At 45.8% G+C, this 26,376-nt stretch carries 25 protein-coding genes, 1 tRNA gene, 1 pseudogene and 1 riboswitch; of the genes and pseudogenes, 16 read left to right on the top strand and 11 right to left on the bottom strand.

Annotation, left to right across the window (positions count from 1 at the left end; genetic code table 11):
• Nucleotides 1-2: 2 nt before the first annotated feature.
• The 6 genes from mrdA to lipB all read left to right on the top strand — a co-directional run bounded on the left by mrdA (nt 3) and on the right by lipB (nt 6,156).
• The gene (gene mrdA, locus F7R24_RS07345) at nt 3-1,904 is read left to right on the top strand and encodes a penicillin-binding protein 2 (protein ID WP_151670591.1); all 1,902 of its coding nucleotides are present in this window, start codon (nt 3-5) and stop codon (nt 1,902-1,904) included.
• Nucleotides 1,891-3,036 carry a rod shape-determining protein RodA gene (gene rodA / locus F7R24_RS07340; RefSeq protein WP_151670590.1) on the top strand — a complete coding sequence of 382 codons (1,146 nt, stop codon included), beginning with the start codon at nt 1,891-1,893 and terminating at the stop codon, nt 3,034-3,036. The genes mrdA and rodA overlap by 14 nt, the downstream gene beginning before the upstream one ends.
• 46 nt (nt 3,037-3,082) lie before the next feature.
• Complete coding sequence (locus F7R24_RS07335) at nt 3,083-4,018, top strand: septal ring lytic transglycosylase RlpA family protein (protein WP_151670589.1); 936 nt, start codon at nt 3,083-3,085, stop codon at nt 4,016-4,018.
• An 84-nt stretch (nt 4,019-4,102) separates the two neighbouring features.
• Nucleotides 4,103-5,263: a D-alanyl-D-alanine carboxypeptidase family protein gene (locus tag F7R24_RS07330; RefSeq protein WP_151670588.1), complete on the top strand. Its 1,161-nt coding sequence runs from the start codon at nt 4,103-4,105 to the stop codon at nt 5,261-5,263.
• A gap of 11 nt (nt 5,264-5,274) precedes the next feature.
• Nucleotides 5,275-5,550, top strand: a complete 276-nt coding sequence (locus F7R24_RS07325; protein ID WP_151670587.1) for a YbeD family protein — start codon at nt 5,275-5,277, stop codon at nt 5,548-5,550.
• A gap of 60 nt (nt 5,551-5,610) precedes the next feature.
• A complete protein-coding gene (gene lipB, locus F7R24_RS07320; RefSeq protein ID WP_240776031.1) occupies nt 5,611-6,156 on the top strand; it encodes a lipoyl(octanoyl) transferase LipB in 546 nt (181 codons plus the stop codon).
• Between the two features lie 94 nt (nt 6,157-6,250).
• Here the strand turns inward: lipB and F7R24_RS07315 are convergent, their stop codons facing one another.
• The 8 genes from F7R24_RS07315 to F7R24_RS07280 form a co-directional block, all read right to left on the bottom strand.
• Nucleotides 6,251-6,637, bottom strand: coding sequence for a CBS domain-containing protein (locus tag F7R24_RS07315; protein ID WP_151670585.1), 387 nt, complete (start codon nt 6,635-6,637; stop codon nt 6,251-6,253).
• 15 nt (nt 6,638-6,652) lie between these two features.
• Nucleotides 6,653-7,006 carry a P-II family nitrogen regulator gene (locus F7R24_RS07310; protein WP_151670584.1) on the bottom strand — a complete coding sequence of 118 codons (354 nt, stop codon included), beginning with the start codon at nt 7,004-7,006 and terminating at the stop codon, nt 6,653-6,655.
• Entirely contained in the window at nt 7,003-8,424 is a 1,422-nt protein-coding gene (locus F7R24_RS14945) for a DUF1538 domain-containing protein (RefSeq protein WP_338087097.1), read from the bottom strand. The genes F7R24_RS07310 and F7R24_RS14945 overlap by 4 nt, the downstream gene beginning before the upstream one ends.
• 106 nt (nt 8,425-8,530) lie before the next feature.
• Nucleotides 8,531-8,935 (bottom strand): CBS domain-containing protein, encoded by a 405-nt coding sequence (locus tag F7R24_RS07300; RefSeq protein WP_151670582.1) that lies wholly within the window; start codon nt 8,933-8,935, stop codon nt 8,531-8,533.
• 2 nt (nt 8,936-8,937) lie between these two features.
• Entirely contained in the window at nt 8,938-9,294 is a 357-nt protein-coding gene (locus tag F7R24_RS07295) for a P-II family nitrogen regulator (RefSeq protein ID WP_151670581.1), read from the bottom strand.
• Between the two features lie 17 nt (nt 9,295-9,311).
• Nucleotides 9,312-10,082, bottom strand: coding sequence for a DUF1538 domain-containing protein (locus tag F7R24_RS07290; RefSeq protein ID WP_151670580.1), 771 nt, complete (start codon nt 10,080-10,082; stop codon nt 9,312-9,314).
• Nucleotides 10,083-10,092: 10 nt separating this feature from the next.
• Complete coding sequence (locus F7R24_RS07285) at nt 10,093-10,764, bottom strand: DUF1538 domain-containing protein (RefSeq protein WP_151670649.1); 672 nt, start codon at nt 10,762-10,764, stop codon at nt 10,093-10,095.
• A gap of 100 nt (nt 10,765-10,864) precedes the next feature.
• A complete protein-coding gene (locus tag F7R24_RS07280) occupies nt 10,865-11,212 on the bottom strand; it encodes a P-II family nitrogen regulator (RefSeq protein WP_151670579.1) in 348 nt (115 codons plus the stop codon).
• 334 nt (nt 11,213-11,546) lie between these two features.
• Here F7R24_RS07280 and doeB2 point away from each other — a divergent pair, with 334 nt between their 5' ends.
• The 4 genes from doeB2 (at nt 11,547) to F7R24_RS07260 (ending at nt 17,091) form a co-directional block, all read left to right on the top strand.
• The gene (gene doeB2, locus F7R24_RS07275; RefSeq protein ID WP_151670578.1) at nt 11,547-12,716 is read left to right on the top strand and encodes a N(2)-acetyl-L-2,4-diaminobutanoate deacetylase DoeB2; all 1,170 of its coding nucleotides are present in this window, start codon (nt 11,547-11,549) and stop codon (nt 12,714-12,716) included.
• Nucleotides 12,717-12,864: 148 nt separating this feature from the next.
• Nucleotides 12,865-14,139, top strand: a complete 1,275-nt coding sequence (locus F7R24_RS07270; protein ID WP_151670577.1) for an aspartate aminotransferase family protein — start codon at nt 12,865-12,867, stop codon at nt 14,137-14,139.
• Complete coding sequence (locus tag F7R24_RS07265; RefSeq protein WP_240776028.1) at nt 14,136-15,506, top strand: NAD-dependent succinate-semialdehyde dehydrogenase; 1,371 nt, start codon at nt 14,136-14,138, stop codon at nt 15,504-15,506. Before F7R24_RS07270 ends, F7R24_RS07265 begins: the two co-directional genes overlap by 4 nt.
• A gap of 95 nt (nt 15,507-15,601) precedes the next feature.
• Nucleotides 15,602-15,705: riboswitch (glycine riboswitch) on the top strand.
• Between the two features lie 144 nt (nt 15,706-15,849).
• Nucleotides 15,850-17,091, top strand: a complete 1,242-nt coding sequence (locus F7R24_RS07260; RefSeq protein ID WP_151670576.1) for a D-amino acid dehydrogenase — start codon at nt 15,850-15,852, stop codon at nt 17,089-17,091.
• A gap of 3 nt (nt 17,092-17,094) precedes the next feature.
• On the opposite strand, the gene F7R24_RS07255 is transcribed toward F7R24_RS07260, so the two are convergent.
• The 3 genes and pseudogenes from F7R24_RS07255 to F7R24_RS07250 all read right to left on the bottom strand — a co-directional run bounded on the left by F7R24_RS07255 (nt 17,095) and on the right by F7R24_RS07250 (nt 18,357).
• Nucleotides 17,095-17,592, bottom strand: a complete 498-nt coding sequence (locus F7R24_RS07255; RefSeq protein WP_151670575.1) for a hypothetical protein — start codon at nt 17,590-17,592, stop codon at nt 17,095-17,097.
• Nucleotides 17,593-17,910: 318 nt separating this feature from the next.
• Nucleotides 17,911-18,123: pseudogene (locus tag F7R24_RS14995) on the bottom strand (hypothetical protein); the annotation flags it as partial.
• 148 nt (nt 18,124-18,271) lie between these two features.
• Nucleotides 18,272-18,357: transfer RNA gene (locus F7R24_RS07250), tRNA-Leu, on the bottom strand.
• 139 nt (nt 18,358-18,496) lie between these two features.
• Here F7R24_RS07250 and queA point away from each other — a divergent pair.
• The 6 genes from queA to rnr all read left to right on the top strand — a co-directional run bounded on the left by queA (nt 18,497) and on the right by rnr (nt 26,374).
• A complete protein-coding gene (gene queA, locus F7R24_RS07245; RefSeq protein WP_151670574.1) occupies nt 18,497-19,546 on the top strand; it encodes a tRNA preQ1(34) S-adenosylmethionine ribosyltransferase-isomerase QueA in 1,050 nt (349 codons plus the stop codon).
• A 14-nt stretch (nt 19,547-19,560) separates the two neighbouring features.
• Entirely contained in the window at nt 19,561-20,688 is a 1,128-nt protein-coding gene (gene tgt, locus F7R24_RS07240) for a tRNA guanosine(34) transglycosylase Tgt (RefSeq protein ID WP_151670647.1), read from the top strand.
• A 60-nt stretch (nt 20,689-20,748) separates the two neighbouring features.
• Nucleotides 20,749-21,075 carry a preprotein translocase subunit YajC gene (yajC, locus tag F7R24_RS07235; protein ID WP_151670573.1) on the top strand — a complete coding sequence of 109 codons (327 nt, stop codon included), beginning with the start codon at nt 20,749-20,751 and terminating at the stop codon, nt 21,073-21,075.
• A 64-nt stretch (nt 21,076-21,139) separates the two neighbouring features.
• The gene (gene secD / locus F7R24_RS07230; protein ID WP_151670572.1) at nt 21,140-22,993 is read left to right on the top strand and encodes a protein translocase subunit SecD; all 1,854 of its coding nucleotides are present in this window, start codon (nt 21,140-21,142) and stop codon (nt 22,991-22,993) included.
• Nucleotides 22,994-23,000: 7 nt separating this feature from the next.
• Nucleotides 23,001-23,927 carry a protein translocase subunit SecF gene (gene secF / locus F7R24_RS07225; RefSeq protein WP_151670571.1) on the top strand — a complete coding sequence of 309 codons (927 nt, stop codon included), beginning with the start codon at nt 23,001-23,003 and terminating at the stop codon, nt 23,925-23,927.
• 56 nt (nt 23,928-23,983) lie between these two features.
• Nucleotides 23,984-26,374, top strand: coding sequence for a ribonuclease R (gene rnr, locus F7R24_RS07220; protein ID WP_151670570.1), 2,391 nt, complete (start codon nt 23,984-23,986; stop codon nt 26,372-26,374).
• The last annotated feature ends 2 nt before the right edge of the window (nt 26,375-26,376 follow it).

Genomic DNA, 26,376 nt, shown 5'->3' with positions numbered 1-26,376 from the left:
CTATGCAGCAGGAAACAATCAAGGATTACAGCCAAGACGGACGCACGTTTAAACTGCGGGCTATCTTAGCGCTGGTCATAGTGACACTGGTTTTATTTATTCTGCTTGGCCGCGTCTATTTCTTACAGGTCGTAGAGTATGATCGATATGCAGCCATATCCGATCGAAATCGAATACAACTTCAGCCCGTACCACCGAGACGTGGTTTGATTTATGATCGCAACGGAATACTGTTAGCGGATAATCAGCCTACCTTCAGTGTGACGTTACTGCGTGAAGAGATTTCCAATATAGATGAAACGCTTGAAGCGCTGACTGACTTAATCGAGATCAGCGACCGTGATGTTGAACGATTCCGGCAGCGCTTACAGCAACGTCGTCGGCCCTACGAGACCGTCCCTTTACGTTTTCGTTTAACTGAAGAAGAAATTGCAAAAATTTCAGTTAACTATCATCAGTTGCCTGGCGTTCAGGTCGAAGCTGATTTGATACGTTACTATCCATTTGGTGCCTCTGCCGTTCATGCTTTAGGCTATGTAGGCCGCATTAACGAGCGCGATTTAGAAACCTTAGATCCGGTTAAGTATGCGGGCACTAACTACGTTGGTAAGTTAGGTGTCGAGCGTTTTTATGAACCCATTTTGCATGGTGAAGTGGGTTTCAGAAAGGTAGAAACCAATGCTCGAGGGCGTGTGCTTCGTGTTCTAGAGCAACAGGATCCTACCCCGGGAGCAGATATTCAGCTCAGTTTAGATCTACGCCTACAGCAGTTTACCGAAAAACTTCTTGAGGGAAGGCGCGCATCAGTTGTTGCCCTTGATCCCAAAACAGGTGGTATTTTAGCCTTAGTCAGTACCCCGACCTATGATCCCAACTTATTTGTAATGGGAATTTCCCACGCGGACTACACAGAGCTGCAAGAAGATTTGGATATTCCTTTATTCAATCGTGCAGTTAGAGGTGGCTATAAACCTGGGTCAACTTTAAAACCCATTATGGGATTGGCTGCCATAGACTCTGGGACTGTTCGTCCAGACTATACCATATGGGATCCTGGATATTACCAAATCACACCGGGTGGGCGACGCTATCGTGATTGGCGAAGAGGGGGGCATGGGCGTGTAAATTTACCCACCGCTATCGCCCAATCCGTGAATACTTGGTACTACGATGTTGGTCATCGCATGGGTAATGAGCCTATGGCCCGTTACTTGCGAAAATTTGGCTTTGGTCAGATAACTGCGTTAGACACGCCAGAGGCGATCACAGGTGTGTTGCCTACAGCTGAATGGAAGCGAGCAACCCTAAATGAGCCTTGGTACCCTGGCGATTCAGTGAATATGAGTATCGGTCAGGGGTTTGTAGTTGTGACGCCTTTACAGTTAGCCATCGCTGCTAATGTCTTAGCTAATCGCGGTCAATGGCAGCAACCGCGCTTATTGAAAGGAGTTGTCGAGACTACAGAAGAGGGCGAGGTTCTAACACTGCCTGATATTGTTGAATCTCGACCTGTTCCCGAGGATGTTGTTGTCACCAATCCAAGCTTTTGGGATCCCATTATCAAAGGCATGGTGGATGTTGTGCATGGTCCTACGGGTACCGCTCGTCGAGTAGGTCAGGGAATGCAGTACCAAATGGCCAGTAAAACAGGTACAGCGCAAGTGGTTGCCCTTCCCGATGATGGGCGCTACAGACCCGATGAGCTGAGTGAGAGAAATCGTGACCATGCATTATTTATTGCCTTTGCGCCTGTCGATGATCCAAAAATCGCCTTGGCCATCGTGGTCGAGAATGGTGGCGGTGGTTCCAGTGTCGCGGCGCCTATTGCCAGACAAGTAATGGATGCTTGGATCTTGGGTGAATACGGTGATGAAGAAGAGGAGCTAGACGATGGTGAGTCGTGATTTTCAGCGCACCATGCCGGGTGCTAGCACCCACTTTAGGCGAGCGCCGAGCTTGTGGAGCTATACTCACTTGGATGCTTGGCTACTATTGCTGCTTCTTATGCTCTGTGGCTATGGCTTATTTGTGCTCTATAGTGCATCAGGGCAGGATATTGGCGACGTCAAGCGACAAGCGATACGCATGGGTGCTGGCTTCTTTATGTTGATTTTTTTGGCGCAGGTGAAGCCAAGAACCTTGGTGACCTTAACCCCTTGGTTATATCTGTTTGTGTTAGCCTTGCTCGTTGCGGTAATGCTGTTTGGTGTATCTGCCAAGGGTGCCCAGCGCTGGATTGCCTTACCCGGTTTTCGCTTCCAACCCTCAGAGTTGATGAAGCTGGTGTTGCCTATGGCAGTTGCGGCTTATTTAGTGCGTGATCAATTGCCACCAAGCTTCAAGCAAGTCATCGTTGCTGTATTGATTATGGCTATCCCAACCGCCTTGATCATGAAGCAACCTGATTTAGGAACGAGCTTATTGATTGCATCCTCAGGTGTGTTTGTGTTGTTGTTATCTGGATTGTATTGGCGTTATGTGCTGGGTGCTCTGGCAGTTATTGGTGCTTGTTTGCCGGTTTTTTGGGGGTTTATGAAACCCTATCAACAGCAGCGCGTATTAACCTTTTTAAATCCTGAAAGTGATCCGTTAGGGGCAGGTTGGAATATCATTCAATCTAAAACAGCCATAGGATCTGGTGGTCTTTCAGGGAAGGGGTGGCTTCAGGGGACGCAGTCTCAATTGAACTTTTTACCAGAATCACACACTGACTTTATTATCGCAGTGATAGGAGAAGAGCTGGGTTTTTATGGCATAGCATTTCTCTTAGTACTTTACTTGTTAATCATTTTTCGCGGTATGATACTGGCAATGCGTGCTCATGACCGTTTTGCACGTTTATTAGCGGGTAGTATCACCTTAACCTTCTTTGTTTATGTGATGGTAAACATAGGCATGGTTACCGGTTTATTACCTGTCGTTGGCGTGCCATTACCGATGATCAGTTATGGTGGAACATCTATCGTAACCTTGATGTCAGGCTTCGGTATTTTGATGTCGATTGGTGCACATGCTCAATCAAAACAGAGAGCTTAACTCGGAATTTTTATCTTGGCGCTGACAGCGCTGATTGAGGGTGATAATGCGTTGGTTGCTTATATTCAGTCTTTCATTACTTTTATTAGGCGGATGCGCCACTCAAACTGACAAAGGTAAACCCAAGAAAGCTCCCAGTGATCAGCAAACCAATTTTGGTCGCTACAGTATGCAGCATGATAAAGCACCTGAAAGTCCACCGGACGTTAGTAAAGTGCCAGATGCAGTGCCTCGCTATGAACCTCATAGTCGTGGAGGTAATCGAAGCCCTTATGAAGTTTTCGGGCAAACTTATACAGTACTACCATCCGCTGAAGGCTATCGAGAAAAGGGTATTGCCTCATGGTATGGTTTGAAGTTTCATGGACATTTGACCTCAAACGGAGAGGTCTATGATATGTATGAAATGACGGCAGCTCATAAAAGTTTACCTTTGCCGACCTTTGCTCGCGTGACTAACCTAGATAATGGTAGGTCAGTTATTGTTCGTATAAATGATCGTGGGCCTTTCCATGATGATCGTTTAATTGATCTTTCCTATGCAGCGGCATACCGTTTAGGCATCTTGCAACATGGAACGGGGCGGGTTGAGGTGACTGCCATCACACCACCTCCACCTTCTGGACAGATGTTAGCATCAGCCAGTTCAAGTGCGCCGGGGAGTACTGCTGCAAGTTCGACAAGCACGTCTGCGAACAATGTTACTGCTCAAGGTTCCAATCTGACTATGAGAGCATCTCACGATAGGCGTTATTTACAAGTAGGAGCCTTTTCTACTGAAGATGCGGCTCAACGTGCTCAACGCCAACTACAACCTCTAGCCAATGGCTTTCCTGTTGGGATTTACCCTGCAACCCCCTCGGGTTCAACGGTTTACCGTGTTAAGATAGGCCCATTAACGGTCGGCGAACCTTTGGACACACTGATTGCAAGCTTGGCAAGTGCTGGTTTTCATCGACCTCACTTAGTAAGCCAGCCTTAAGTGTTAGAGTGAACTTAATTGTATATGGTTAGTCTATCGGCCACAGCCCATCATCATAATTTAACCGAAAGGGATGCATCACGGATGTTATCAAGAAGCTTAAATCGTCTTTTTTTAGTCTTCATCTCCAGCTTATTGTTGGTGGTTCAAGCTCACGCCAATATGATCCCAGCTCCTCCACAAATACCCGCGCGCTCCTATGTTGTTATGGATGCTGCAACAGGGCAGGTGATTTTGGCTAAAAATGAACATGATCGTTATCCACCCGCTAGTTTAGTCAAGATCATGACCAGCTATATCGTCGAGTTAGAATTGATTAGAGGTAACCTCTCTGAAGAGGAAATGGTCAGTATCAGTGAAAATGCATGGCGCACCGGTGGCTCGCGTATGTTCATTCAAGAAGGACGTCAAGTTCGTCTGCTTGATCTGTTGCGTGGTGTGATTATTTCATCAGGAAATGATTCATCGGTTGCCCTTGCTGAACATGTTGCCGGAAGTGAAAGAGCCTTTGCCGATCTGATGAATCAGCATGCTCAACGTTTGGGTATGAATAACACCCATTTTGAAAATGCCACAGGTCTACCTGCCGAGAATCAGTATTCAAGTGCCTTTGATTTGGCATTGTTATCACGAGCGTTGATCAATGATTCCCACCAGTATTACCCTATTTATGCGGAAAAATACTTTGAGTTCAATGATATCCGTCAGCCAAATAGAAACAGACTGCTATGGCGTGACGATACGGTTGATGGCATAAAAACGGGCCACACGACTGAAGCCGGTTATTGCTTAGTGGCCTCTGCGGTGCGCGACAATATGCGCTTAATTACGGTTGTCATGGGATCAGCTAGCGAAGAAACGCGCGCGCAAGAAACACAACAACTTCTAAACTACGCCTTCCGCTTCTTTGAAAGTGTACCACTCTACACTGCGGGTCAAATCATCAGCCAACAACGTGTATGGGGCGGCGATAAAGATGAAATTCAATTGGGTGTTGCTGAAAACCTAGCTTTGACCATTCCTCGCGGACAGCAAGATCGCTTGGAAGTTGTGTTGGATCTGCCTCGCAATATTCAAGCACCCATAGAGCAAGGAGAGATGGTGGGTAAAGTGGTGGTATCCATTGATGGCGAAATCATCAATGAAACTCCATTAGTTGCCATGCAAGCCATTGAAAAAGGTGGTTTTGTGAAGCGTCTATGGCATAGCGTATTAAAGTTCTTTACAGGCCTTTTGAATAGATAAGTGAACAATAGATGACTGATACTCCAGAAGCACCCAAAATTACGTTTCCCTGTGCTGACTACCCTATCAAGGTAGTCGGTAACAACGCCGATGACTTTTTTGGCTTTGTTGTTGAAACGGTGAAAGGTTTTGATCCAGAACTGGATCTAGAAAAGGTGTCTATTCAAGATAGCCGCAATGGACGTTTTCGTTCTGTTAGATTAAAGATGACCGCGACAGGCGAAGATCAACTTCAGGCTTTATTTGAAAAACTCAAGGCATCCGGTCGCGTGCATATGGTGCTGTAATTGACTGATCTGATTGTTCGTCAATTAGGACTGCAACCCTATGCACCGATTTGGGAAAAGATGCAGGCTTTTACCAATCAGCGTGATTCAGAAACACCGGATGAGATCTGGCTGTTACAGCATCAACCTGTGTTTACTCAAGGACAGGCCGGTAAAGCGCAGCATTTGTTAAGCCCCGGCGAGATTCCGGTGGTGCAAACGGATCGTGGAGGCCAAATCACCTATCACGGTCCTGGTCAGTTAGTTGTGTACCTGTTGTTAGACTTGCGTCGTCGCAAACTAGGTGTTCGCGATGTTGTCACCTTGATGGAAAACGCAGTCATAGAACTACTCGCTTCTATCGGGATACAGGCGTCTGCAAAACCAGACGCACCGGGAGTCTATGTGGATGGCAATAAAATCGCCTCCCTAGGATTGCGAGTCAGGCGTGGCTGTTCTTTTCATGGATTAGCATTAAACGTGGATATGGATCTAGAGCCATTTCTGCGCATCAATCCCTGTGGCTATGCCGGTATGCAGATGACTCAGGTGAAGCACTTTGTTGACGTCAATATTGATGATCTAGCTAAAGATTTGACTGATTATTTCGTGAAAAAGCTTAGTTAGCCAAGAAATCTCAGCCGCCCCCACTAAGTTGCCTTCTTCACCAATAGATGTGCATCATGGCTGATGCACATAGGTTCACAGTTTACCGAATAGCTTATTCAATAGTATTCATAATGGTTTGAACGATGTCGTTCATGCAGACTAAACCGATTAGCTCATTGTCATCGACTACAATCACTCGCTTAACACGTTGTGCAGTCATTAGGCTTGCAACATGTTTTACCGACAAGCTTTTGCCTACCGAGATGATGGGTTTTGCGCACACATCATAGACATTGATAAGATCGATATCGCCACTTTCTGCGACTACGGTTTTCATAATGTTGGTATAAGTGATTAATCCGTATGCATCATGGTCTGATGTTTTCTCTACCACCAGAGATTTAAGTTTGTGCTGCTTCATCAAGCTAAGTGCTTCACGAAGGGTTGCAAAGGAAGATACCGTTACTACATTTTTGATCATTACATCATTTACAAGCATGAAATACTGTCCTCTTTAAAGTGTGTCTTTGAGGTGCTGCTCAAACTTCGCTAATTGCGAAAGATCAATGCCGCCTAAATGTTCTAGTGGAATGGTGAAGACTACACCATGCGAGTCATTGTTTTCTTTGTCTAATATCAGCGCTTGAATCGCTTTTAAAATCTCTAAAGATAAACCCTTTTCAAGAACCATAATAACGATTGACTGGCTGCCTTCGTAGGTCATACCGAAAAAGGTTTTTTTGGCTTCGTTACCAATACCTCTTCCGGATAACAAAGTAATACCACCTGCCCCTGATTTTTGAGCAGTATCAATCACTTTTTGCTCATAATCTTCAGAAACAATGGCGGCGAGTACGGAGAATTTCATAGTGTCTTCCTATTGAGTTTGTTCAACCAGTCCACTGCAATGGCGTAACACATGACAGAGACAATCGGGAAAATAGAGGCAAAAGCGATCAAGCCAAACCCATCAATTAATACGTTACGACCTTCGATATGGGTTGCTAGGCCAATGCCGAGAGCTGTTACCAGTGGTACAGTCACTTCAGAAGTGGTCACGCCACCTAAGTCAAACGCTAAGGCAACAATGTACTTAGGGCTTAACATCGTCAGTAAAATAACAAGCGTATATCCACCAATAATGAAATAGTGAATCGATCCGCCAGTAATCAGTCGATACACACCGATGGTAATACCGACAGCGACACCCATGGCTACGAGGATGCGGATCATATTGCCTTTAATTTTGCCTGCAGCAGCTTCCTCTGCTTGTTGACCCACCGCAATTAAAGCGGGTTCTGCCATCGTGGTTGCGAAGCCAATCATAAAGGCAAAAAGATAGATAAAACCGTAACTATTTAAACCAATCAACTGCTCAGCCATGCTGGTACCAATTGGAAATAGTCCGATTTTAAGGCCTACAACAAACGCATATAACCCAATGATGACTAGAAGAAAACCAAATGCAATTTTGGGCGGATTAGATAGAGGGCGCTTCAGAACAATATATTGAAAAAACAAAATAGTGATAAGAATCGGTAATACATCTCTGAACATGGTCAACAGATCTAAGAGACCTTGTACCACAGGATGTGTCACAGCCACTTCGGCTGTTTGAATCACTTGAGCAGAAACACTGTCAACATCGACTGAATAGACAAAAATGCCATACAGCTGCACGCTGATCATAGGAACCATGACCGCCAAAGCGACTAGACCAAAGCCATCGATAAGCGGATTACGACCCCGTATCGACGATGCTAGGCCTATGCCTAACGCGGCTATCAATGGAACCGTCACAATGTTAGTGGTGACTCCGCCAGAGTCATAAGCTAAACCGACTATCTCTTCAGGTGCAAAGAAGGTGACACTGACCACAATGATATAGCCAATAATCATGTACCAATGAATAGGGTGTCCGAAAATAATTCTGAATACGCCAAGTGCAATGACTAAACCGACAGAGCTTGCTACCAAAAGGCGTAAAACGAGCGCATCAATCCTGCCTTCACTGATTTCTTGTGCTTGGCTTGCTACTGCTATCAAAGCAGGTTCTGCGACCACTGCTGAAAAGCCTAGTGCGAAACCAAAGCTTAACAAAATAGGTACAGAGCCTTTTTTGGCGAACTGGTTTGAAAGGCTTTTACCGACAGGGAAAATACTTAACTCTAATCCCTGTAGAAATAACGCGACACCAACAGCAACAATCAGCAGGCCAATAGCCATACTGAGACTGTTTTCCGGTATTTGTTGCAAAATAGCTAGTTGAAAAAACAAAACTACCACAAGAATAGGTAACAAATTCTTGAGCGCATGGATGAATGCATGGGAAAAGCTTTTTAAGTACAGCAAATCGGCCTCGCGTTAAGTTATAAGGTCATGAACGCTAATATCAGAGGCTAGATAGCCCACTTAAAACCAGGTCATCATAGTTAATAACACCAATGATTTCATCATCTTTGTTGACAACCGGTGCCATGGTTAGACCGAATTTATTGAACAATCGTGCACAAAAACGTATTTGCATCTGTGCTTTTACAGTTAAAGCAGGTTTCGACATGATTTCATAAACATTGACTCGCTCGGGTGATAGGTTGCGGGCCAATACTTTTTTTGCAATGTCAGAGAGAAGTACCAATCCAAACTCATCTGAAGAGTCGCGTTTTTCAACGATCAGGACTTGTGAACGCGTTTGCTTCATTAACTTCACCGCGTCAGAAACGGTTACTAAGCCATCAATCATCCGAAAATTCTGATTCATAACATCAGCAACTACTTTGTTTATATGATTAGACATCGTTAATCCTCCTGAGCAGAATCGAAATGTGCAGTGATAGACTTAATTTGATGCTTAACGCCAAGGGCATCTTCTACATCAAGTTGCAAAGCAATTCCTGTTCCATGAGAGTCGTCAAACTCACCCACTTCAGCAATTTTCTCTAAAATTTTGCGACAACGATGTTCTTCTACCAGTAAAAGAAGTACATCTCGACTGCTGGTAATTTCAAGCCCAAAAACACCTCTGGTTTTTTTGAGCCCTTCACCACGGGCGTTATTAATGATGGTTGCTCCAGTAGCGCCAGCGTCTCTGGCAGCATCCAAAAGAGCATCGGTTTTATCATCATCGACGAACGCTAAAATAAGTTTAAAGCGCATCTTGTTCTCCTAGAGTCTTAGGATGACTCATTACGTAAACGGTTTCGTTTTTCCAGCCATTCTGCAATTTGTGCGTAGCCCATTACGGTAATAATTGGAAATAAACAAGCCAAAGCGATCATGCCAAATCCATCCATCAATGGGTCGCGACCCGGTATCGATGTTGCTAGTCCTAAACCTAATGCTGCAATAATAGGTACCGTAATGGTGGAAGTGGTGACACCCCCCGAATCAAATGCCAGTGGAATAATGCTTTTTGGAGATCGCAATGTTTGAATAATAACAAGTAAATAGGCGCCCAAAATGAAGCCTTGCAGTGGTAATCCCATCACGATGCGCCACGTACCTAAGGTAATGCCTATTGCCATACCTAATGCCACTGCAATCCTTAATATAAATGGATTAATCGTGCCACCGGAAATTTCCCCCGCTTTTATCGATACTGCGATTAACGAAGGTTCTGCAATGGTCGTACTAGCACCTATGGTAAATGCAAAAATATAAACCCAATAATAGTCTGACCAGTGGCGCTGAACATCCTCTGCCAAAGTAGGTAAAAAGCTAGGGGAGGTTAGCTGTTCAGCCATCATGCTGCCCATAGGAAATAAGGCTTTTTCTAACCCCAGTAAAAATAAGCTCAGCCCCAATAACACCAGTACAAAGCCAACAATGACTTGGGGTAAACGATGGACCTTTTTACGAATAACGAGATATTGAAAACCAAAAATAATGGCAATAATCGGCGCGATGTCGAATGAGGTGCTAAGTAAGATATTAAAAAAATCCATGCTCTCCACCTTAAAGTAGGATTAATCCATAACTTAATACAAAGATGATCGGCATAACGGATGCTAAAGCGATCAATCCAAAACCATCCAACATTGGGCTGCGCCCTTTAATGGAAGAGGCCAGTCCAACACCGAGAGCAGTGACTAGGGGTACTGTGATTGTCGAGGTAGTGACGCCTCCTGAATCGTAGGCAATACCTACAATTTCTGAAGGTGCAAAGAGTGTAAGTACCATGACAATCACATAACCGCCAATAATCATATAATGTAAAGGCCAACCTTTTAAGATGCGTAAAACGCCGATAAGAACAGCACTACCAACCGACATGGCAACTACTAAGCGCAACTCTAAAGCAAAACGCTGTTGTGCTGTTGATGTTGCCTCAATCATTCCGCCACCCGATACCACCTCAGAGGCTTTTCCTGCAACGGCAATGAGTGCTGGTTCAGCTATCGTTGTTCCGAAGCCTAGCGCGAAAGCAAAGACTAGCAAGCTAATAACTGATGACTTTTTGGCAAACGCATGCGCAAGACTTTCACCCATTGGAAAGAGGCCGATTTGTAGCCCTTTGATAAACAACGTTAAGCCAATGAGAACTGAGAACAGACCAATCCATAGATCGGAAAAACTTATTCCATCTGGAAGTGGTTGACGAATAACAATAAGTTGGAAAAAAGCCATAACAAGCAACACAGGGATAAGGTCTCTGAGACTATCACGCGCTTGTTTGGTAAACGCTAAAAATATCTCTTTCAAAAATAATCCTTTCTAATGCTTGTGATCACTTCACAGGGATTTCTTTTTCAAGCGCACTGATATGCTCTTTAAGACCCAATGCTTTATCTACATCGATCTGAATAGCAATACCTGTGCTTAATGATTCATCCATTTCGCCCGCTACCGAAATTGCCTCAAGAATATGCTCTGTTCTTCGGCTTTCAGACAAGATCATTACAACAGCACGAGGTTCTAATACTTCAAAACCAAGAATACCAACAATCTTGTGTAGGCCCTGTCCTTGTGCATTATTAATAATGGTAGCTCCTGTAGCACCGGATTCGCGAGCAGCAAGCATTACTTTTTCAGTCTTGTCGGCGTCAACAAATGCCATAATTAGTTTGAACTGCATGATGACTCCCCTGTTGGCGGCTGTATTTAATATTAGGTTAGCAGATTTTTTGTAGCAGCTTATTGTTTTATCTCAATATAAGCTATGAATTTTTATAGCATTTCTTTTTGTTTTTGATAAATTATTTGATATAAATCAATTAATTATACAATCCTAATGTTTGAAGTATACGTCGCTAATACTGGAGATTTTTTCCTGAAGACAATTCTTTGAGTTCTTCGCTGCAAATGAGATTGGTAACCCCGAAAACATGTGCTACATTACCATGAGGAATAAAAATTTCATAAAGTAAAGTGCATGTTCTAGCTCATGGTCGCATGAGCAAGGGGGATAATTGACCGCGCTTTGGGATCAATACATACAGCAAGCGATTCATCTAAGAAGAGAGTTGCATAAGCAGCCGGAACTGACGTGGCAAGAAGAAGCCACAGCGGCACGAATTCGTGCTGAGCTGACCTCGCTGAATATTCCTTGGGAGTCTTGCGCGCAATACGGCACCTTGGGTCGGCTAGCGACGGATAAGCCAGGACCTCATATTGCCTTGCGCGGTGACATCGACGCACTTCCTATCAATGAAAAAAGTGGCATGCCTTGGAGTTCTGAAAAGCAAGGCTGCATGCATGCTTGTGGTCATGACGGTCACACAGCCACGTTGATGATGGCTGCGTATTGGTTGAAAGCGCATGAAGATCAGCTTCCCGGTCCTGTCACCTTGCTCTTCCAACCTGCTGAAGAGGGTGGCCATGGCGCACTGCGCATGATTGAAGAGGGCGCCTTAAAAGGAATCGATATGATTTACGGCTGGCATAACTGGCCAGCTATTCCTTATGGTCAAGCTGTCTGTCCAGAAGGCCCTGTGATGGCCGGTAACGGTACCTTCAAGCTAACCGTCACTGGTCAGGGTGGACACTCAAGTCAGCCTGAAGTCTGTCGTGATCCAGTGCTTTCCGCTTCTGCTATCGTGGTCGCACTTCAGCAAATTGTGAGTCGTCGTTTACCACCACAAGATTCTACGGTTCTGAGTGTTACCTCCATCGATGGTCGCAGCTCACCTACCGTGATACCCGATGAAGTCATCATCGAGGGTGGTTTTAGAATTGCCCAGCCTGCAAACCGTCAGCGATTAGCCAATTTAATCGAAGAGATTGCAGGTGCCACTGCGCGCGCTTATGGCACGCAATGCCACGTAGAGATGTTTCCTCGATATGATGCAACGATTAATCATGCAAAACAGGCTGCACATTATCGGGATGCCCTTGAGCAAGAGTTTGGCGATCAAGTCATCAGTCAAACAACACCTTTACCCATTATGGCTTCTGAAGATTTCAGTTATTACCTGAAAGAGATACCCGGCGCTTTTGCGCTGATCGGTAGCGATGATGGGCAGTTACAACACAGTAGACCTTGCCACAACGCGCAATACGACTTTAACGATGCGTTGATTAATCGTGTGGCAAGAGTGTACGCACGACTGGTGGGCGCTCCGGTCCCGGATAGCCCATAACGATAAACAGCAGGCATTTCTGCTGGTGTCATACCGAGTCATTGTATTCCCAGTGACTCAATAAAAACGCTGCTGAGACAGAATAACGATAGATCGCTCAGTAGTATCACTAACGGGTTCAACCCCAGTCATATGAAGGAGGATTTCCATGCAAGTTTTCGATAAGTGGGAATCAGAAATCCGCGGCTACTGCCGTATCTATCCAACTGTGTTTAAGTCTGCTTCCAATGCACGTCAAGTGGATGAAGCGGGTAAGTCATACATTGACTTTTTTGCCGGAGCCGGCGTGCTTAACTTCGGCCATAACAACCCCAAAATGAAAAAGGCTTTGATTGAATTTATCGAGGCCGATGGTGTTGCGCACAGTCTTGATACCAGTACGACGGTTAAACGGGACTTTATTCAAGCATTTGCTGATACCATCATTGTTCCACGAGGATGGAATCATAAAATGCAATTTATGGGGCCAACGGGCACTAATGCGGTGGAAGCGGCATTGAAGTTGGCACGACGTGTGACTGGACGTAAATCGGTGGTTGCTTGCACTCATGGTTTCCATGGCATGACGCTGGGTTCTTTAGCCTTGACCGCCAATAGTTATTTCCGCAATGCAGCAGGTGTTCCTCTGGATCATGTGGTCCGTATGCCGTTCGGGTGTAATAAGCCTTGTCGTGGCTGCAAGTTAGGTTGTGGTACCTCCACGTTGGATAAGCTTAGAGCGCAGTTTGAAGATAGCTCCAGTGGTTTAGAGCTACCGGCTGCATTTGTTGTCGAGCCGATTCAAGCAGAAGGTGGTGTACATGTTGCCAGTCAAGAATGGTTACTAGCGGTACAGCAATTAGCGAAAGATCTGGGTGCTTTATTTATTCTGGATGATATCCAAGCAGGGTGTGGTCGCACCGGTAGCTATTTTAGTTTTGATGGTATGGGTCTTGATCCAGATATTGTCACGCTTGCCAAAGGTATCGGTGGTTTCGGTACACCTTTGGCGATGAACCTGGTTAAGCCAGAGCATGATAAGCATTGGTCGCCAGGTGAGCATACGGGTACTTTCCGTGGTCAAGGTTTCTCGTTTGTTGCCGGTAAAGTGGCAATGGAGTACTTCCAAGACGATAGCTTGATGAAAGAAGTAAAGCGTAAAGGCGAGCAGATGGCAGCTGCCCTCAACACGCTTGCTGATGCCAGTAACGGAGCATGGCAAGTGCGTGGTAAAGGCATGATGCAAGGAATCGATATTGGTGACAGCGCCTTGTCGAAAGCCATCGTGACTGAGTGCTTTAATCGCGGGCTGCTGCTAGGTGGCTGTGGCACCGGTGGTCAAGTTATTAAAATGATTCCCCCTTTGACGATTCCGGATGAAGACTTGACTCAAGGTTTGGAAATCTTTGCACAGGCTGTGAAAGCAGCACAGGAGGCGCTATGACAGAAATGTCGGTTGCGGTGATCAATCCGGCCAACGGTGAAAAGCTACAGGACTCTCCGATGCTTGACGCTACTGCTCGTGAAGCGGCGTTAGTGCGTGCACGTGAGACTTATAACAGCTGGAAGTTAACCAGTTATACTGAGCGTGCTGAAGTACTCAAAGCCGTCGCCGCAAAAATGCGTGAAGAGGTGGAAACTTTAGCGCCTTTAATGACGGTTGAAATGGGTAAGCCCATTAAGGAAGCGCGAGCAGAAGTGCTTAAAGCCGCTTGGTGTGCGGAGCACTATGCCGAGCAAGCAGAAACCTACTTGACGCCGATGACGTTAGAATCAGATGCTTCGCACAGTTATGTTCAGTATCTGCCGCTAGGTACCGTATTAGGTATATTGCCTTGGAATGCTCCATTTTGGTTGGCGTTTCGTTTCTGCGCTCCAGCCATCATGGCAGGCAATACCTGTTTGATGAAACATGATCTTCATGTTCCCGCCAGTGCACAAGCGATTGCTGATCTGTTCATTAAGGTCGGTGCCCCTGAAGGCTTAATGCAAAATGTGCCGATGGATAATGCAGCGATTGAAGCGGTGATTCGTGATCCTCGTGTTCAGGCCGTTTCATTAACCGGTTCAGAGCGTGCGGGAAGTGCGGTAGCGGCTATTGCAGGTTCAGAAATTAAGCCTGTCGTGCTGGAATTAGGTGGCTCTGATCCTTGTATCGTCTTATCAGATGCCGATTTGGAAAAAGCCGCTGACATTATCACTTTGTCGCGTATTATCAATGCCGGTCAATCCTGTATCGCGGCAAAACGCATCATTGTTGAAGATGCGGTTTATGATCAGATGGTCGAGCTTCTTAAAACCCGTTTGGCGAAGCTTAATCTAGGTAATCCCGCTGAAGAAACCACCGATGTGGGGCCAATGGCACGTGATGATCTTCGTCAAAACCTGCATCGCCAAGTGGAAGAAACCAAAGCCGCCGGTGCGCGCTGCCTGTTAGGTGGTGAAATTCCAGAAGGCGAAGGTTTCTTCTATCCAGTGACCCTGCTAGTCGATGTGGAGCCGGGTATGACGGCGGCGGTTGAGGAAACCTTTGGGCCTGTTGCGGTGGTGATGAAAGCCAGTGATGCCGATCATGCGATTGCGATAGCCAACGACAGTCGTTATGGCTTAGCTGCCGGTTTGTGGACGGAAAAGTCTCGTGGAGAACAGCTCGCTCGCCGTATTGAAGTGGGTCAGGTCGCGGTTAACGGTATTGTGAAAACCGATCCTCGCTTACCCAGTGGTGGAATCAAGTGTTCTGGTCTGGGTCGGGAGTTGGGTCCGCAGGGCATTCGTGAGTTTGTGAATGCTCAGCAGATCTGGTTAGGCTAGGCTTAGCGTAAACACAACCAGTACTTAAGTTGTAGGCATGACCATAGCGTTAACAGTTATGGTCATGCTATATTTGATGTCGTTTTTAGTTCGAAACATGTCGATCGGGAGAGATTACTGGCTTATTTTACATAAGTGCAGTGACGCCGAAGGAGCAACCGCCCCGGAAACTCTCAGGCAAAAGGACCGGTTGATGTTTAAAGAACTCCGAAGAGATGTCTTAATTGGCACACCGAAGGAGCAAGCACTGTTATCAGTGTGAATCTCTCAGGTACAGCAACGGAGGGGGTGGCGTTTTTCAAATGAATGACGTCTAACCTAATGTTGAATTCGGAGTTGTCTGATGCAGTCTATTGCAGTTATCGGCGGTGGAATCACCGGCGTCACTTCCGCTTACGCACTGGCTAAGCGTGGTTATCAAGTTACCCTGTTTGAAAAGCAACGCTATGCAGCGATGGAAACCTCTTTTGCGAATGGTGGTCAGTTATCGGCTTCCAATGCTGAAGTGTGGACCTGTTGGTCTACCATTCTTAAAGGGTTGAAGTGGATGCTGAAAAACGATGCGCCCTTGCTCGTTAATCCCAAGCCTTCTTGGCATAAATTCAGCTGGTTTGCTGAGTTTATGGCCTCTATTCCTCAGTATGAAAATAACACCACCGAAACTGCCCGTATGGCGATAGCCGCTCGTGAACTACTGTTTGGTTGGGCTAAAGAAGAAAATATCGATTTCGATCATGTCGAAAAAGGGATATTACATATTTACCGTGATAAAGCAGGATTTGAGCACGCTCAGCGAGTATCCAAATTACTCGCTAAGGGTGGTTTGGTTCGTGAGACATTATCTCCCAGTGATATCCAGCGGATAGAGCCAACCTTAAAAGGTCAGTATTACGGTGGCTTTTTAACACCCAGTGATACCACCGGTGACATACACAAATACACTCAAGGTTTAGCTAAAGCTTGTGAACGCTTAGGTGTCAAATGCCTCTATGAGCAAGAAGTCTTGGATGTGAAAGCAGATGATCGCGGTGCCTCCGTTACGGTAAAAACCTCAGAAGGCTCAATCCGTCACCAATTTGATGCAATAGTAGTGTCTGCGGGTGTCGGCAGTCGGAAGTTAGCAGCATCTTTGGGTGATCGAGTCAATATTTATCCAGTTAAAGGTTACTCCATTACTGTCAATCTTCTTGACGAGCAAAGCCAAGCCGCAGCGCCTATGGTCAGTTTGTTAGATGATGAGACTAAATTGGTTACCAGTCGTTTAGGGAAAGATCGTTTCCGTGTCGCCGGTACCGCTGAGTTTAATGGTTACAATAAGGATATTAGAGCCGATCGAATCAAGCCGTTGGTTGACTGGGTTAATCAGTGTTTCCCCGAGGTAAATACTCGCAGCGTTATCCCTTGGGCGGGTTTGCGTCCCATGATGCCTAATATGATGCCGAAAGTGGGTAAGGGCAAATTACCCACCGTCTTTTATAATACCGGTCACGGTCATTTGGGCTGGACGTTAAGTGCTGTTACAGCGGATATGTTAGCGGATGTGATTGATCAAGCTAACACATCCGCACAATTTGTACCTGCTTAAGCCTTACCCAGGCATATTTTCCCATAAGGTCGATCTCAGTCTCTCTTTGGTGGCTGAGTCGGCTGGTTGGCTGCTGATAATCGACCAGTCATTGTCCACATGATGTATCCAGACCTGCCCATCACGCATTTCTATGCTGGTCAAAGGCTTAATGTCGCGACGATCTTGTGCGGTATAAATATTTAATAACTCAAAGTCTAAGATCCACAAACGATTATTCACCTCCACTGCAAGAACAGTCAAAGGTTCAATCTCATACCCACTGGGCGTCACATGTTGGGCGTGAGTGATCATTGTGCGAGCATGGGGATAGCGTTGACGGACTAAATGATATTTAGCCAAGGCAGAGTGGTTATATCGTTTTTCTTTTGTTGGCTGTCTTTGAAATTCTAAATTAACTTGTGCATTGATGCTTCTTAATTCACGAATATCGATAGCTACTGCCAATTGGCTCATGAGTGTCAAAAACAACAGCGTTAGACTGGTGACTATTGCTCGCATGATCGGGTCCTTATAATTGATCTATCACTTCGGAAAAGGATAGTGTCTGTAACTGATTAACCTCGCAATAAAAATCAGCTCACTTTGTGACCTAGATCACATATGAAGGGGGAGTGGCATAAAGGTTCGTTGTGAATAGGGTATCGTAAGCGCACAATGGAGATTCACACTAAATAGGTGTTCAGCTCCGATGTTAGAGCCTCAAGTAGTCTCCGCTACTAAAAATTCGCTATATAACCGATTTCTTCATACATTGTTTTTGGCGTTAGGCTATGCACTATTTGGTATCTTAACAATTCTCTCTTCATTTGCTGAAGGTTACTCAGTCCCTTTTTGGCCAGCTGCTGGACTAGGTCTTGCTGGGTTGTTAATTTGGGGTAGATACTGAATGGGGGTACGGCCTAACGCAGGTAACAAAAAGCGCTCTAGTGCGCTGCTTATCTTCTTTATATTTTGCTTATGTGTGCTGGGGTTTATGCCATCAGCCAGCAATTGCCGTGCTTCATCAGACTTTGAGCGAGCTTGTTTAAGGGTTGTTTCAGGTTATACCCCCAGTTCTACCCTCTGAAATAGCTATAAGTTTCGCTATTGAGTGAGAAGCTATTAGAGTAATATTAAGCTCTAACCCGCATGGTTACAAGGTTTGAGAGATTGTACGAGAAGGGTTAAAACCCCGTAATGGTAGCGGTGGGCGGACTCGAACCGCCACGCTTATTCAGCAACGGATTTTGAATCCGTCGTGTCTACCAATTTCACCACACCGCCAACTTGAAGCTGAGTTGAAGCGTTTACCTCAACAACAGAGCGCATATTATAAGGTCTTTTTCGCAGCGGTCAATCAAGACTGAAAAATTCTTTTGATTGAGGTAAAATACGCAACTTAATTTTTCTTACAGGTTAGATCATGCGCGTCAGTGATTTCTCTTTTGATTTGCCGGAAGAGCTTATTGCTCAGTTTCCTTTGGAAACGCGAAGTGCGAGTCGTTTATTGTGTTTAGATGGCAACACTGGTGAGTGTCAGCATCGACAGTTTAGTCAGCTGACTGAGCTACTACAGCCGGGTGATTTGTTGGTGTTTAATGACACTCGGGTGATTCCTGCCCGTTTGTTTGGGCAGAAAGCTTCAGGTGGAAAGGTAGAAGTCCTGATTGAGAGACTTCAAGGTGATCAGCGTGCGCTCGCTCATGTTCGCTCAAGTCGATCACCTAAAGTGGGCAGTCGATTACTGTTAGAGGGTGGTGTTGAGGCTGAGGTCATCGGTCGTCAAGACAATCTATTTCAGTTACAGTTTGATCCTCAAGAAGATCTGATGCGACAGCTCGAAGCGCATGGTCATATGCCTTTGCCTCCTTATATGCATCGTGAAGATTTACCCTCTGATCGTGAGCGTTATCAAACGGTTTATAACAAGCGCCCGGGAGCTGTGGCTGCGCCAACTGCGGGCTTGCATTTTGATCAACCGTTACTCGATCAGCTGAAAACGATGGGTGTAGAAACTACCTTTGTAACGCTTCATGTGGGTGCAGGAACCTTTCAGCCAGTTAAAGTTGATCAGGTTGAAGAGCATAAAATGCACGCTGAGTATATTGAAGTGTCAGAAGCTGTGTGTGACGCAGTTAATGCAGCACGTGCACGTGGGTCTCGCGTTGTTGCGGTAGGAACCACCAGTGTGCGGTCGCTAGAATCCGCCAGTCAGTCGGGGCAGATTCAGCCGTTTATGGGTGATAGTTCCATATTTATCTATCCAGGCTACCGCTTTAAAAGTGTCGATGCGATGGTGACAAATTTTCACCTTCCTGAGTCGACCTTGATCATGCTGGTTTCTGCTTTTTCGGGTATCGAGCATATTCGACAGGCTTATTCTGAAGCAATTCAACAGCGCTACCGTTTTTTCAGTTATGGTGATGCAATGTTTTTGACGTGTCAGTCTAATATTGCCAAGGAGTCCGCGTGACTAGACAATGTTTTATGCAGTTTGAGCGTTTAGCAACCGAGGGTAAAGCGCGTCGTGGTCGTTTAACCTTCCCGCGAGGTGTGGTTGAAACGCCTGCGTTTATGCCAGTGGGGACTTATGGCACCGTGAAAGGGATGTTGCCGCGCGATGTTAAAGCCTTGGGTGCGCAAATCGTTCTAGGCAATACTTTTCATTTAATGCTTCGACCTGGTACAGAGATCATCAATTTGCATGGTGATCTGCATGACTTTATGCAATGGCAAGGGCCTATTTTAACTGACTCCGGTGGCTTTCAAGTCTTCAGTCTTGGCAAGATGAGAAAGATTACCGAAGAAGGTGTTTCGTTTCGTTCACCCGTGGATGGTAGTAAGGTCTTTTTAAGTCCTGAGCGTTCGATGGAAGTGCAGCGTGCGCTGGGGTCAGATATCGTCATGATTTTTGATGAGTGCACGCCGTATCCCGCAACTGAAATCGAAGCGGCTGAGTCGATGCGGATGTCACTCCGTTGGGCTGAGCGCTCAAAAACCGCGCATGGAGACAATCCTTCGGCACTGTTTGGTATTGTTCAGGGGGGTATGTACCCTCACTTTCGTGATGAGTCTTTGGCAGGCTTAACTGAAATAGGATTTGATGGTTATGCGATCGGCGGTTTATCGGTTGGTGAACCTAAAGAAGAGATGATCGAGGTACTGGATCATCTAGCCTACAAGATGCCAGACGATAAGCCTCGCTATTTAATGGGTGTAGGTAAGCCGGAAGATATCGTTGAGGCGGTACGACGCGGTGTCGATATGTTTGATTGTGTAATTCCAACTCGCAACGCGCGAAATGGGTTCTTGTTCACGTCAACAGGCGTCGTTAAGATCCGTAATTCAGCGAATAAAACGGATATTCGTCCGTTAGATGAAAATTGCGACTGTTACACTTGTAAAAACTTTAGTCGGGCTTATCTACATCATTTAGATAAGTGTGGTGAGATGCTGGGTGCTCAGTTAAGTACCTTGCATAATCTACATTATTACCAGACCTTGATGGCTGGTTTGCGCAATGCCTTAGAACAGGGTAAATTGTGCGCCTTTGTAGACGATTTCTATCAGGCAAGAGGGCTGGAAACTCCTCCCTTGTTAGACACATCATCATGATCGTCTTTAAAAAATATTTAAAAGTTTCGTTAACTTAGACAATAACTGGAGAACGCCTGAATGAGCTTCTTTATTTCGCCAGCCTTCGCACAAGAAGCGGGTGGTATGGATCCTGGCATGTTTAACATGCTGTTTTTGGTTGGCTTTGCGCTAATCTTTTATTTCTTCCTTTGGCGTCCACAGGCAAAACGTGCCAAGGAACATAAAGCGCTAGTCGGTGGTCTGAGTAAGGGTGATGAAGTGATTACTGCCGGTGGTATTATCGGCAAGGTCGTTCGTCTGACCGATGATTATGTGGTACTAGAAGTCAGCAATGGCGTAGAACTTAAGTTTCAGAAAGCCCATGTGGCCGCTGAGCTGCCTAAGGGTACCATCAAGGATATCTAACGGCTGAAACCAGCGTCAGCGCCACTCCTGTAGTGGCGCTTTTGTTTACCGAGGAAGGAGCACAATGCTCAACCGCTACCCTTTGTGGAAAAATTTACTGATTGTATTGGTGTTGGTCATCGCCGCCATCTATGCAGCTCCAAACCTATATCCTGAAGACTATGCCGTGCAAATTTCGGGCTCACGCGCCGTTCATCAAGTTGATGACCGCATCATAGCTCAAGCGGTTAATGTACTGGAACAAGAAGGTATCAGCTTCAAAAGTGCCGAACTGGAAAATGAAGCGGGCATGATACGTTTCGATTCGGGTGATGCACAGTTAAGAGCTCGAGCTGCGCTAACGCGAGGGCTGGGCGAAAATTTTGTTGTGGCGATGAATTTAGCGCCAACAACCCCAGATTGGTTGACTGCGATAGGTGCAAGACCGATGACTTTAGGTCTTGATCTGCGTGGTGGTGTCCACTTCTTAATGGAAGTCGACACGGTACAGGCCGTGACTCAGCGTTTAGAAGTCTATGCCAGTGATATACGTACCACATTGCGTGAACAGCGCATTCGTTACCGTTCAGTGGAACTAGAAGATGATGGTCGCTTGGTTGCTCGTTTTGCTGATGCCGAAGCACGAGATGAAGCACAAAGCCGCTTACGCCGAGATTTTCAAGAGTTTGCCTTTGAAACTGCCCAGCAAGATGAGGCATGGTTTCTCTATGTTACGTTGAATGAGCAAACCGTTCGTGATATCGAAGACTACGCAATTCAGCAAAACTTAACGACCTTACGTAATCGTGTTAACGAGTTAGGTGTTGCAGAACCCTTAGTTCAGCGTCAAGGTCGAAACCGAATTGTGGTTCAGCTTCCTGGTATTCAGGATGCGGCTGCCGCTAAGCGTGTTATCGGTCAAACGGCTAACCTAGAGTTTCGTTTAGAGGCTCTTAGTGATGCAAGTAGAGCCGCAACTGAAGTATTTGAGTTCCGTAATGATCCTGATCGCCGTGCAACACTTGAACGCGATATTATTATCACCGGATCCAGCGTGGCTAACGCCAATGCCACCTTTGATGAAAACGGTATGCCACAGGTTTCTATAACCTTGGATGCGCGTGGTGGCCAGATGATGAGTCGTGTCACCCGAAATGCACTGCAGCGTCGCATGGCGGTTGTATTTGTTGAACATAAAACACGAAATGTAATGGAGCGTGTTGACGGTGAGATGGTCGAGCGCCGTATTCCCTACACGGAAAAGCGCCTGATTTCTTTAGCGACGATTCAAAGTGTCTTAGGCAATCAGTTCCGTATTACTGGACTAGATAGCCCTCGAGAGTCTTCTGAACTGGCCCTGTTACTGCGAGCTGGTGCCTTGGCCGCTCCCATCTATTTTGTTGAAGAACGAACCATTGGTCCAAGCCTAGGTGAAGCAAACATCAAGATGGGTGTTACATCGGTACAGATAGGCTTTGCCTTGGTGATGGTGTTTATGGCGCTTTTCTACCGCGTCTTCGGATTATTGGCAAACGTCGCGCTAACGCTTAACTTGGTGATGATTATCGCAGTCATGTCGATGTTAGGTGCAACGCTGACGCTTCCGGGTATCGCAGGTATTGTGTTGACAGTCGGTATGGCTGTTGATGCTAACGTGTTGATATTTGAGCGTATTAAAGAAGAGCTCCGTAGCGGTGCACCGGTGCAAAGTGCGATTAATTCGGGCTTTGGTCGCGCCTTTAGTACGATTTTGGATGCTAACGTTACCACCCTAATTGCAGCAGTGATTCTGTTTGCTATGGGTACAGGGCCTGTCAAAGGTTTTGCTGTAACGCTATCGGTCGGAATAGTCACCTCAATGTTTGCAGCACTCGTGATTACGCGAGCCTTGGTCAATGCGACCTATGGTGGCCGCAAACTGCAGAAGCTTTGGCTCTGAGGGTTATATGATTAATATTAAAAAAGAATTCAACTTTATGGGAGCTCGTCGCATTGCGGCGATCTTCTCCATCGTGTTGATACTCGTTTCCATAGGCTCATTAGCGATTAATGGACTTAAGTTCGGCTTAGATTTCACCGGTGGTAGTCTTGTCGAAGTGACCTATGATCAGCCGGTCGAACTAGAGGTGGTCAGAGGTCATCTTCGTGGTGCTGGTTATGGCGATGCAGTGGTGCAAACCTTTGGCTCTGCAAATGATATCCTCATTCGACTGGGTGAAGCGCATGATCCGCAACTAGGACAAACAATTCTAGAAATTTTGCAGCAAGAAGCTGATGGCTCGGTTACTTTAAGACGTAATGAGTTTGTTGGCTCTCAAGTGGGTGAGGAGTTACGAGAACAGGGTGGACTAGGATTGTTAGTTGCCTTGATTATGGTAATGATCTACTTAGCCTTCCGTTTTCAGTTTAAGTTCTCGGTGGGTGCGGTATTGGCTTTAGCGCATGATGTTATTATTGTGCTAGGCTTCTTCTCGTTGATGCAGATAGACTTTGATTTAACGGTATTAGCAGCACTTTTAGCGGTTATCGGCTATTCTTTAAACGATACCATCGTTGTCTATGATCGTATTCGTGAAAACTTTAGGGTTTTACGAGTCAGTGATTCGATTGAAGTGCTGAATACATCGCTTAACCAAACCTTAAGTAGAACGATAGTCACTTCTTTAACGACGATGATGGTGTTGGTCGTTTTAGCTATATTTGGCGGTGAAATGATCTATGGTTTCGCGATAGCACTGTTAGCAGGTGTTATTATTGGTACTTATTCGTCGGTTTATGTGGCTGGTAACATTCTATTGTTGTTGAATGTCACCCGAGAAGATTTGATCCCTCCACCTCCGAAAGAGGATGAGGAAGAGGAACTGGTTCCTTAATTGATCTTTACAAAAAAGCCGGCTATATGCCGGCTTTGTTTATAAATGGAAAAAATATGAAAAATAAATGGGTTGAAAAAGATCCTAATGCAGCACAGGAAGCAACCAAATATGACAATCCTGTGCCGAGTCGTGAGTTTATACTCGAATTTTTACAAAAATGGGGTGCGCCGATTGCACATCCTGATCTGTGCGATGAACTAGGTTTAACACACGAAGATGATATAGAGGCGATACGTCGTCGACTTATTGCCATGTGCCGAGACGGACAATTAATCTCCAACCGTCGCAATGAATTCGGTCTGATCGAAAAAATGAATCTCATCAGTGGTCGTGTGATTGGCCACCGAGATGGTTACGGTTTTTTAAAGCCTGAAGATGGTGGTGATGACCTGTTTTTGAATGCACGTAATATGCGTGAAGTGTTTGACGGTGATAAAGCCTTAGTTCAGGAGATCGGTTTAGATAGCCGAGGTCGTCGTGAGGCGAAGGTTGTTGAGGTATTAGAGCGCAGTATTAAAAAAGTGGTGGGTCGTTTTGACGGTCACAATGGCTTTGGTTCGCTGATACCTGAAAATCAACGCATCACCAATCAAGTGATGATTATTCCGAATGAACAGTCAGATTTAACCTATAGCGATGGTCAGTTAGTCGTTGCTGAAATTCTTCAGTATCCTAATCGTCGGCAACCTGCGCGTGCGCAAGTGGTTGAAGTGTTAGGTGAGCATTTATCAGCAGGGATGGAGATCAAAGTCGCCATTCACAGTCATGATATTCCCAATGAATGGCCGGAAGCGGTGCATCAGCAAATTGCTGAACTTGCTCCTGAAGTGGCGGAAAAAGATAAAGCCAATCGTGTTGATCTGCGTAATTTACCCTTAGTGACAATTGATGGTGAAGATGCACGTGACTTTGATGATGCCGTCTATGCTGAAAAGAAACGTCTAGGCGGTTGGCGTCTATGGGTTGCCATCGCTGACGTTTCTTACTATGTCCAGCCAGGATCAGCGCTGGATAATGAAGCGATTCTTCGTGGTAACTCTGTTTACTTCCCCGGCTTTGTGGTGCCGATGCTACCAGAGTTATTATCCAATGGACTTTGCTCGTTAAATCCTAAAGTTGATCGTTTATCCATGGTTTGTGAGATGAATATTTCACGTTCCGGTGTGCTAAAAGACTTTCGTTTTTATGAAGCCGTCATCAACTCTAAGGCACGTCTTACTTACAATAAAGTGGCAGCGATCCTTGGGCAGATTGGTGAGGCGGACGAACAAAAGCAGTTGCGTCAAGAATATGCTGCGGTTACTCCTCATTTGGAAACCCTTTACGGCCTGTATAAAGCCTTACGGAAAGCCAGAGATGAGCGTGGTGCGATTGACTTTGATACGGTTGAAACACGTATTGAATTTGGCCCAGAGCGCAAAATTGAGCGTATTGTTCCCATTCATCGTAACGATGCTCATAAAATTATTGAAGAATGTATGTTGTGTGCGAACGTAGCAACAGCACGATTCCTGGATAAGTATAAACAGCCGAGCCTGTACCGTATTCATGAGGGGCCAAAGGATCAAAAGCTTAAAAACCTCCGTGGTTTTTTAAGCGAGTTAGGTTTAAACCTTCCGGGCGGTGAGAAGCCAGAGCCGAAAGACTATTTGAAATTGGCAACTGCGATAGAAAACCGTCCAGATCAGCATATTATTCAGACCATGATGCTTCGTTCCATGCAGCAAGCGGTCTACAGTCCTGAAAATAAAGGACACTTTGGTCTGGCCTATGAGGCCTATGCACATTTTACATCGCCTATTCGTCGCTATCCCGATTTGCTGGTGCATCGTAATATCCGTGCTGCCATTCATACCGGTAAGCGAATTAAAGAGATAGAGCGACCTTCAGGGTTTAGTGCTAAGCCTGCTTTCGTCAAGCATTACACGATGGAAGAGATGTTGGCGCTGGGTGAACAATGCTCGATGACAGAGCGACGCGCTGATGATGCGACACGCGATGTGGTTGCTTGGTTGAAATGTGAGTATATGCAGGGGCAGATCGGCAATCACTTTGAAGGAGTCGTTGCGGCTGTGACTGGGTTTGGTTTGTTCGTAGAGATCAAAGACCTCTATGTGGAAGGCTTGGTACATATTACCGGTCTGCCCAGTGATTATTACCACTTTGATGCAGCAAAGCAGCGCTTAGTGGGTGATCGTACCAAGCGAGTATTTAAGCTAGGCGATAGCCTAAATGTGCGTGTGGTTAGAGTGGATCTTGATGAGCGTAAAATCGACTTTGATTTGGCGGATGGAACCAGTCAGAATAGCGCTCCCGTGCCCAAAAAACCGTCGAAGCGAGATCAGCTTCGCAAAGGCAAAGTCGATGACAGTAAGTCATCACCTAGTCGTAAAGCTGGGCCTTCAACCGCTTCATCACGTAAGCCATCATCAAGAAAAAAATGACA

This window comes from Nitrincola schmidtii (genome assembly GCF_008973715.1).
Lineage (GTDB): Bacteria > Pseudomonadota > Gammaproteobacteria > Pseudomonadales > Balneatricaceae > Nitrincola > Nitrincola schmidtii.
Note: the sequence above shows the minus strand (reverse complement) of the source record. Positions and strands in the feature narration are given on the sequence as shown.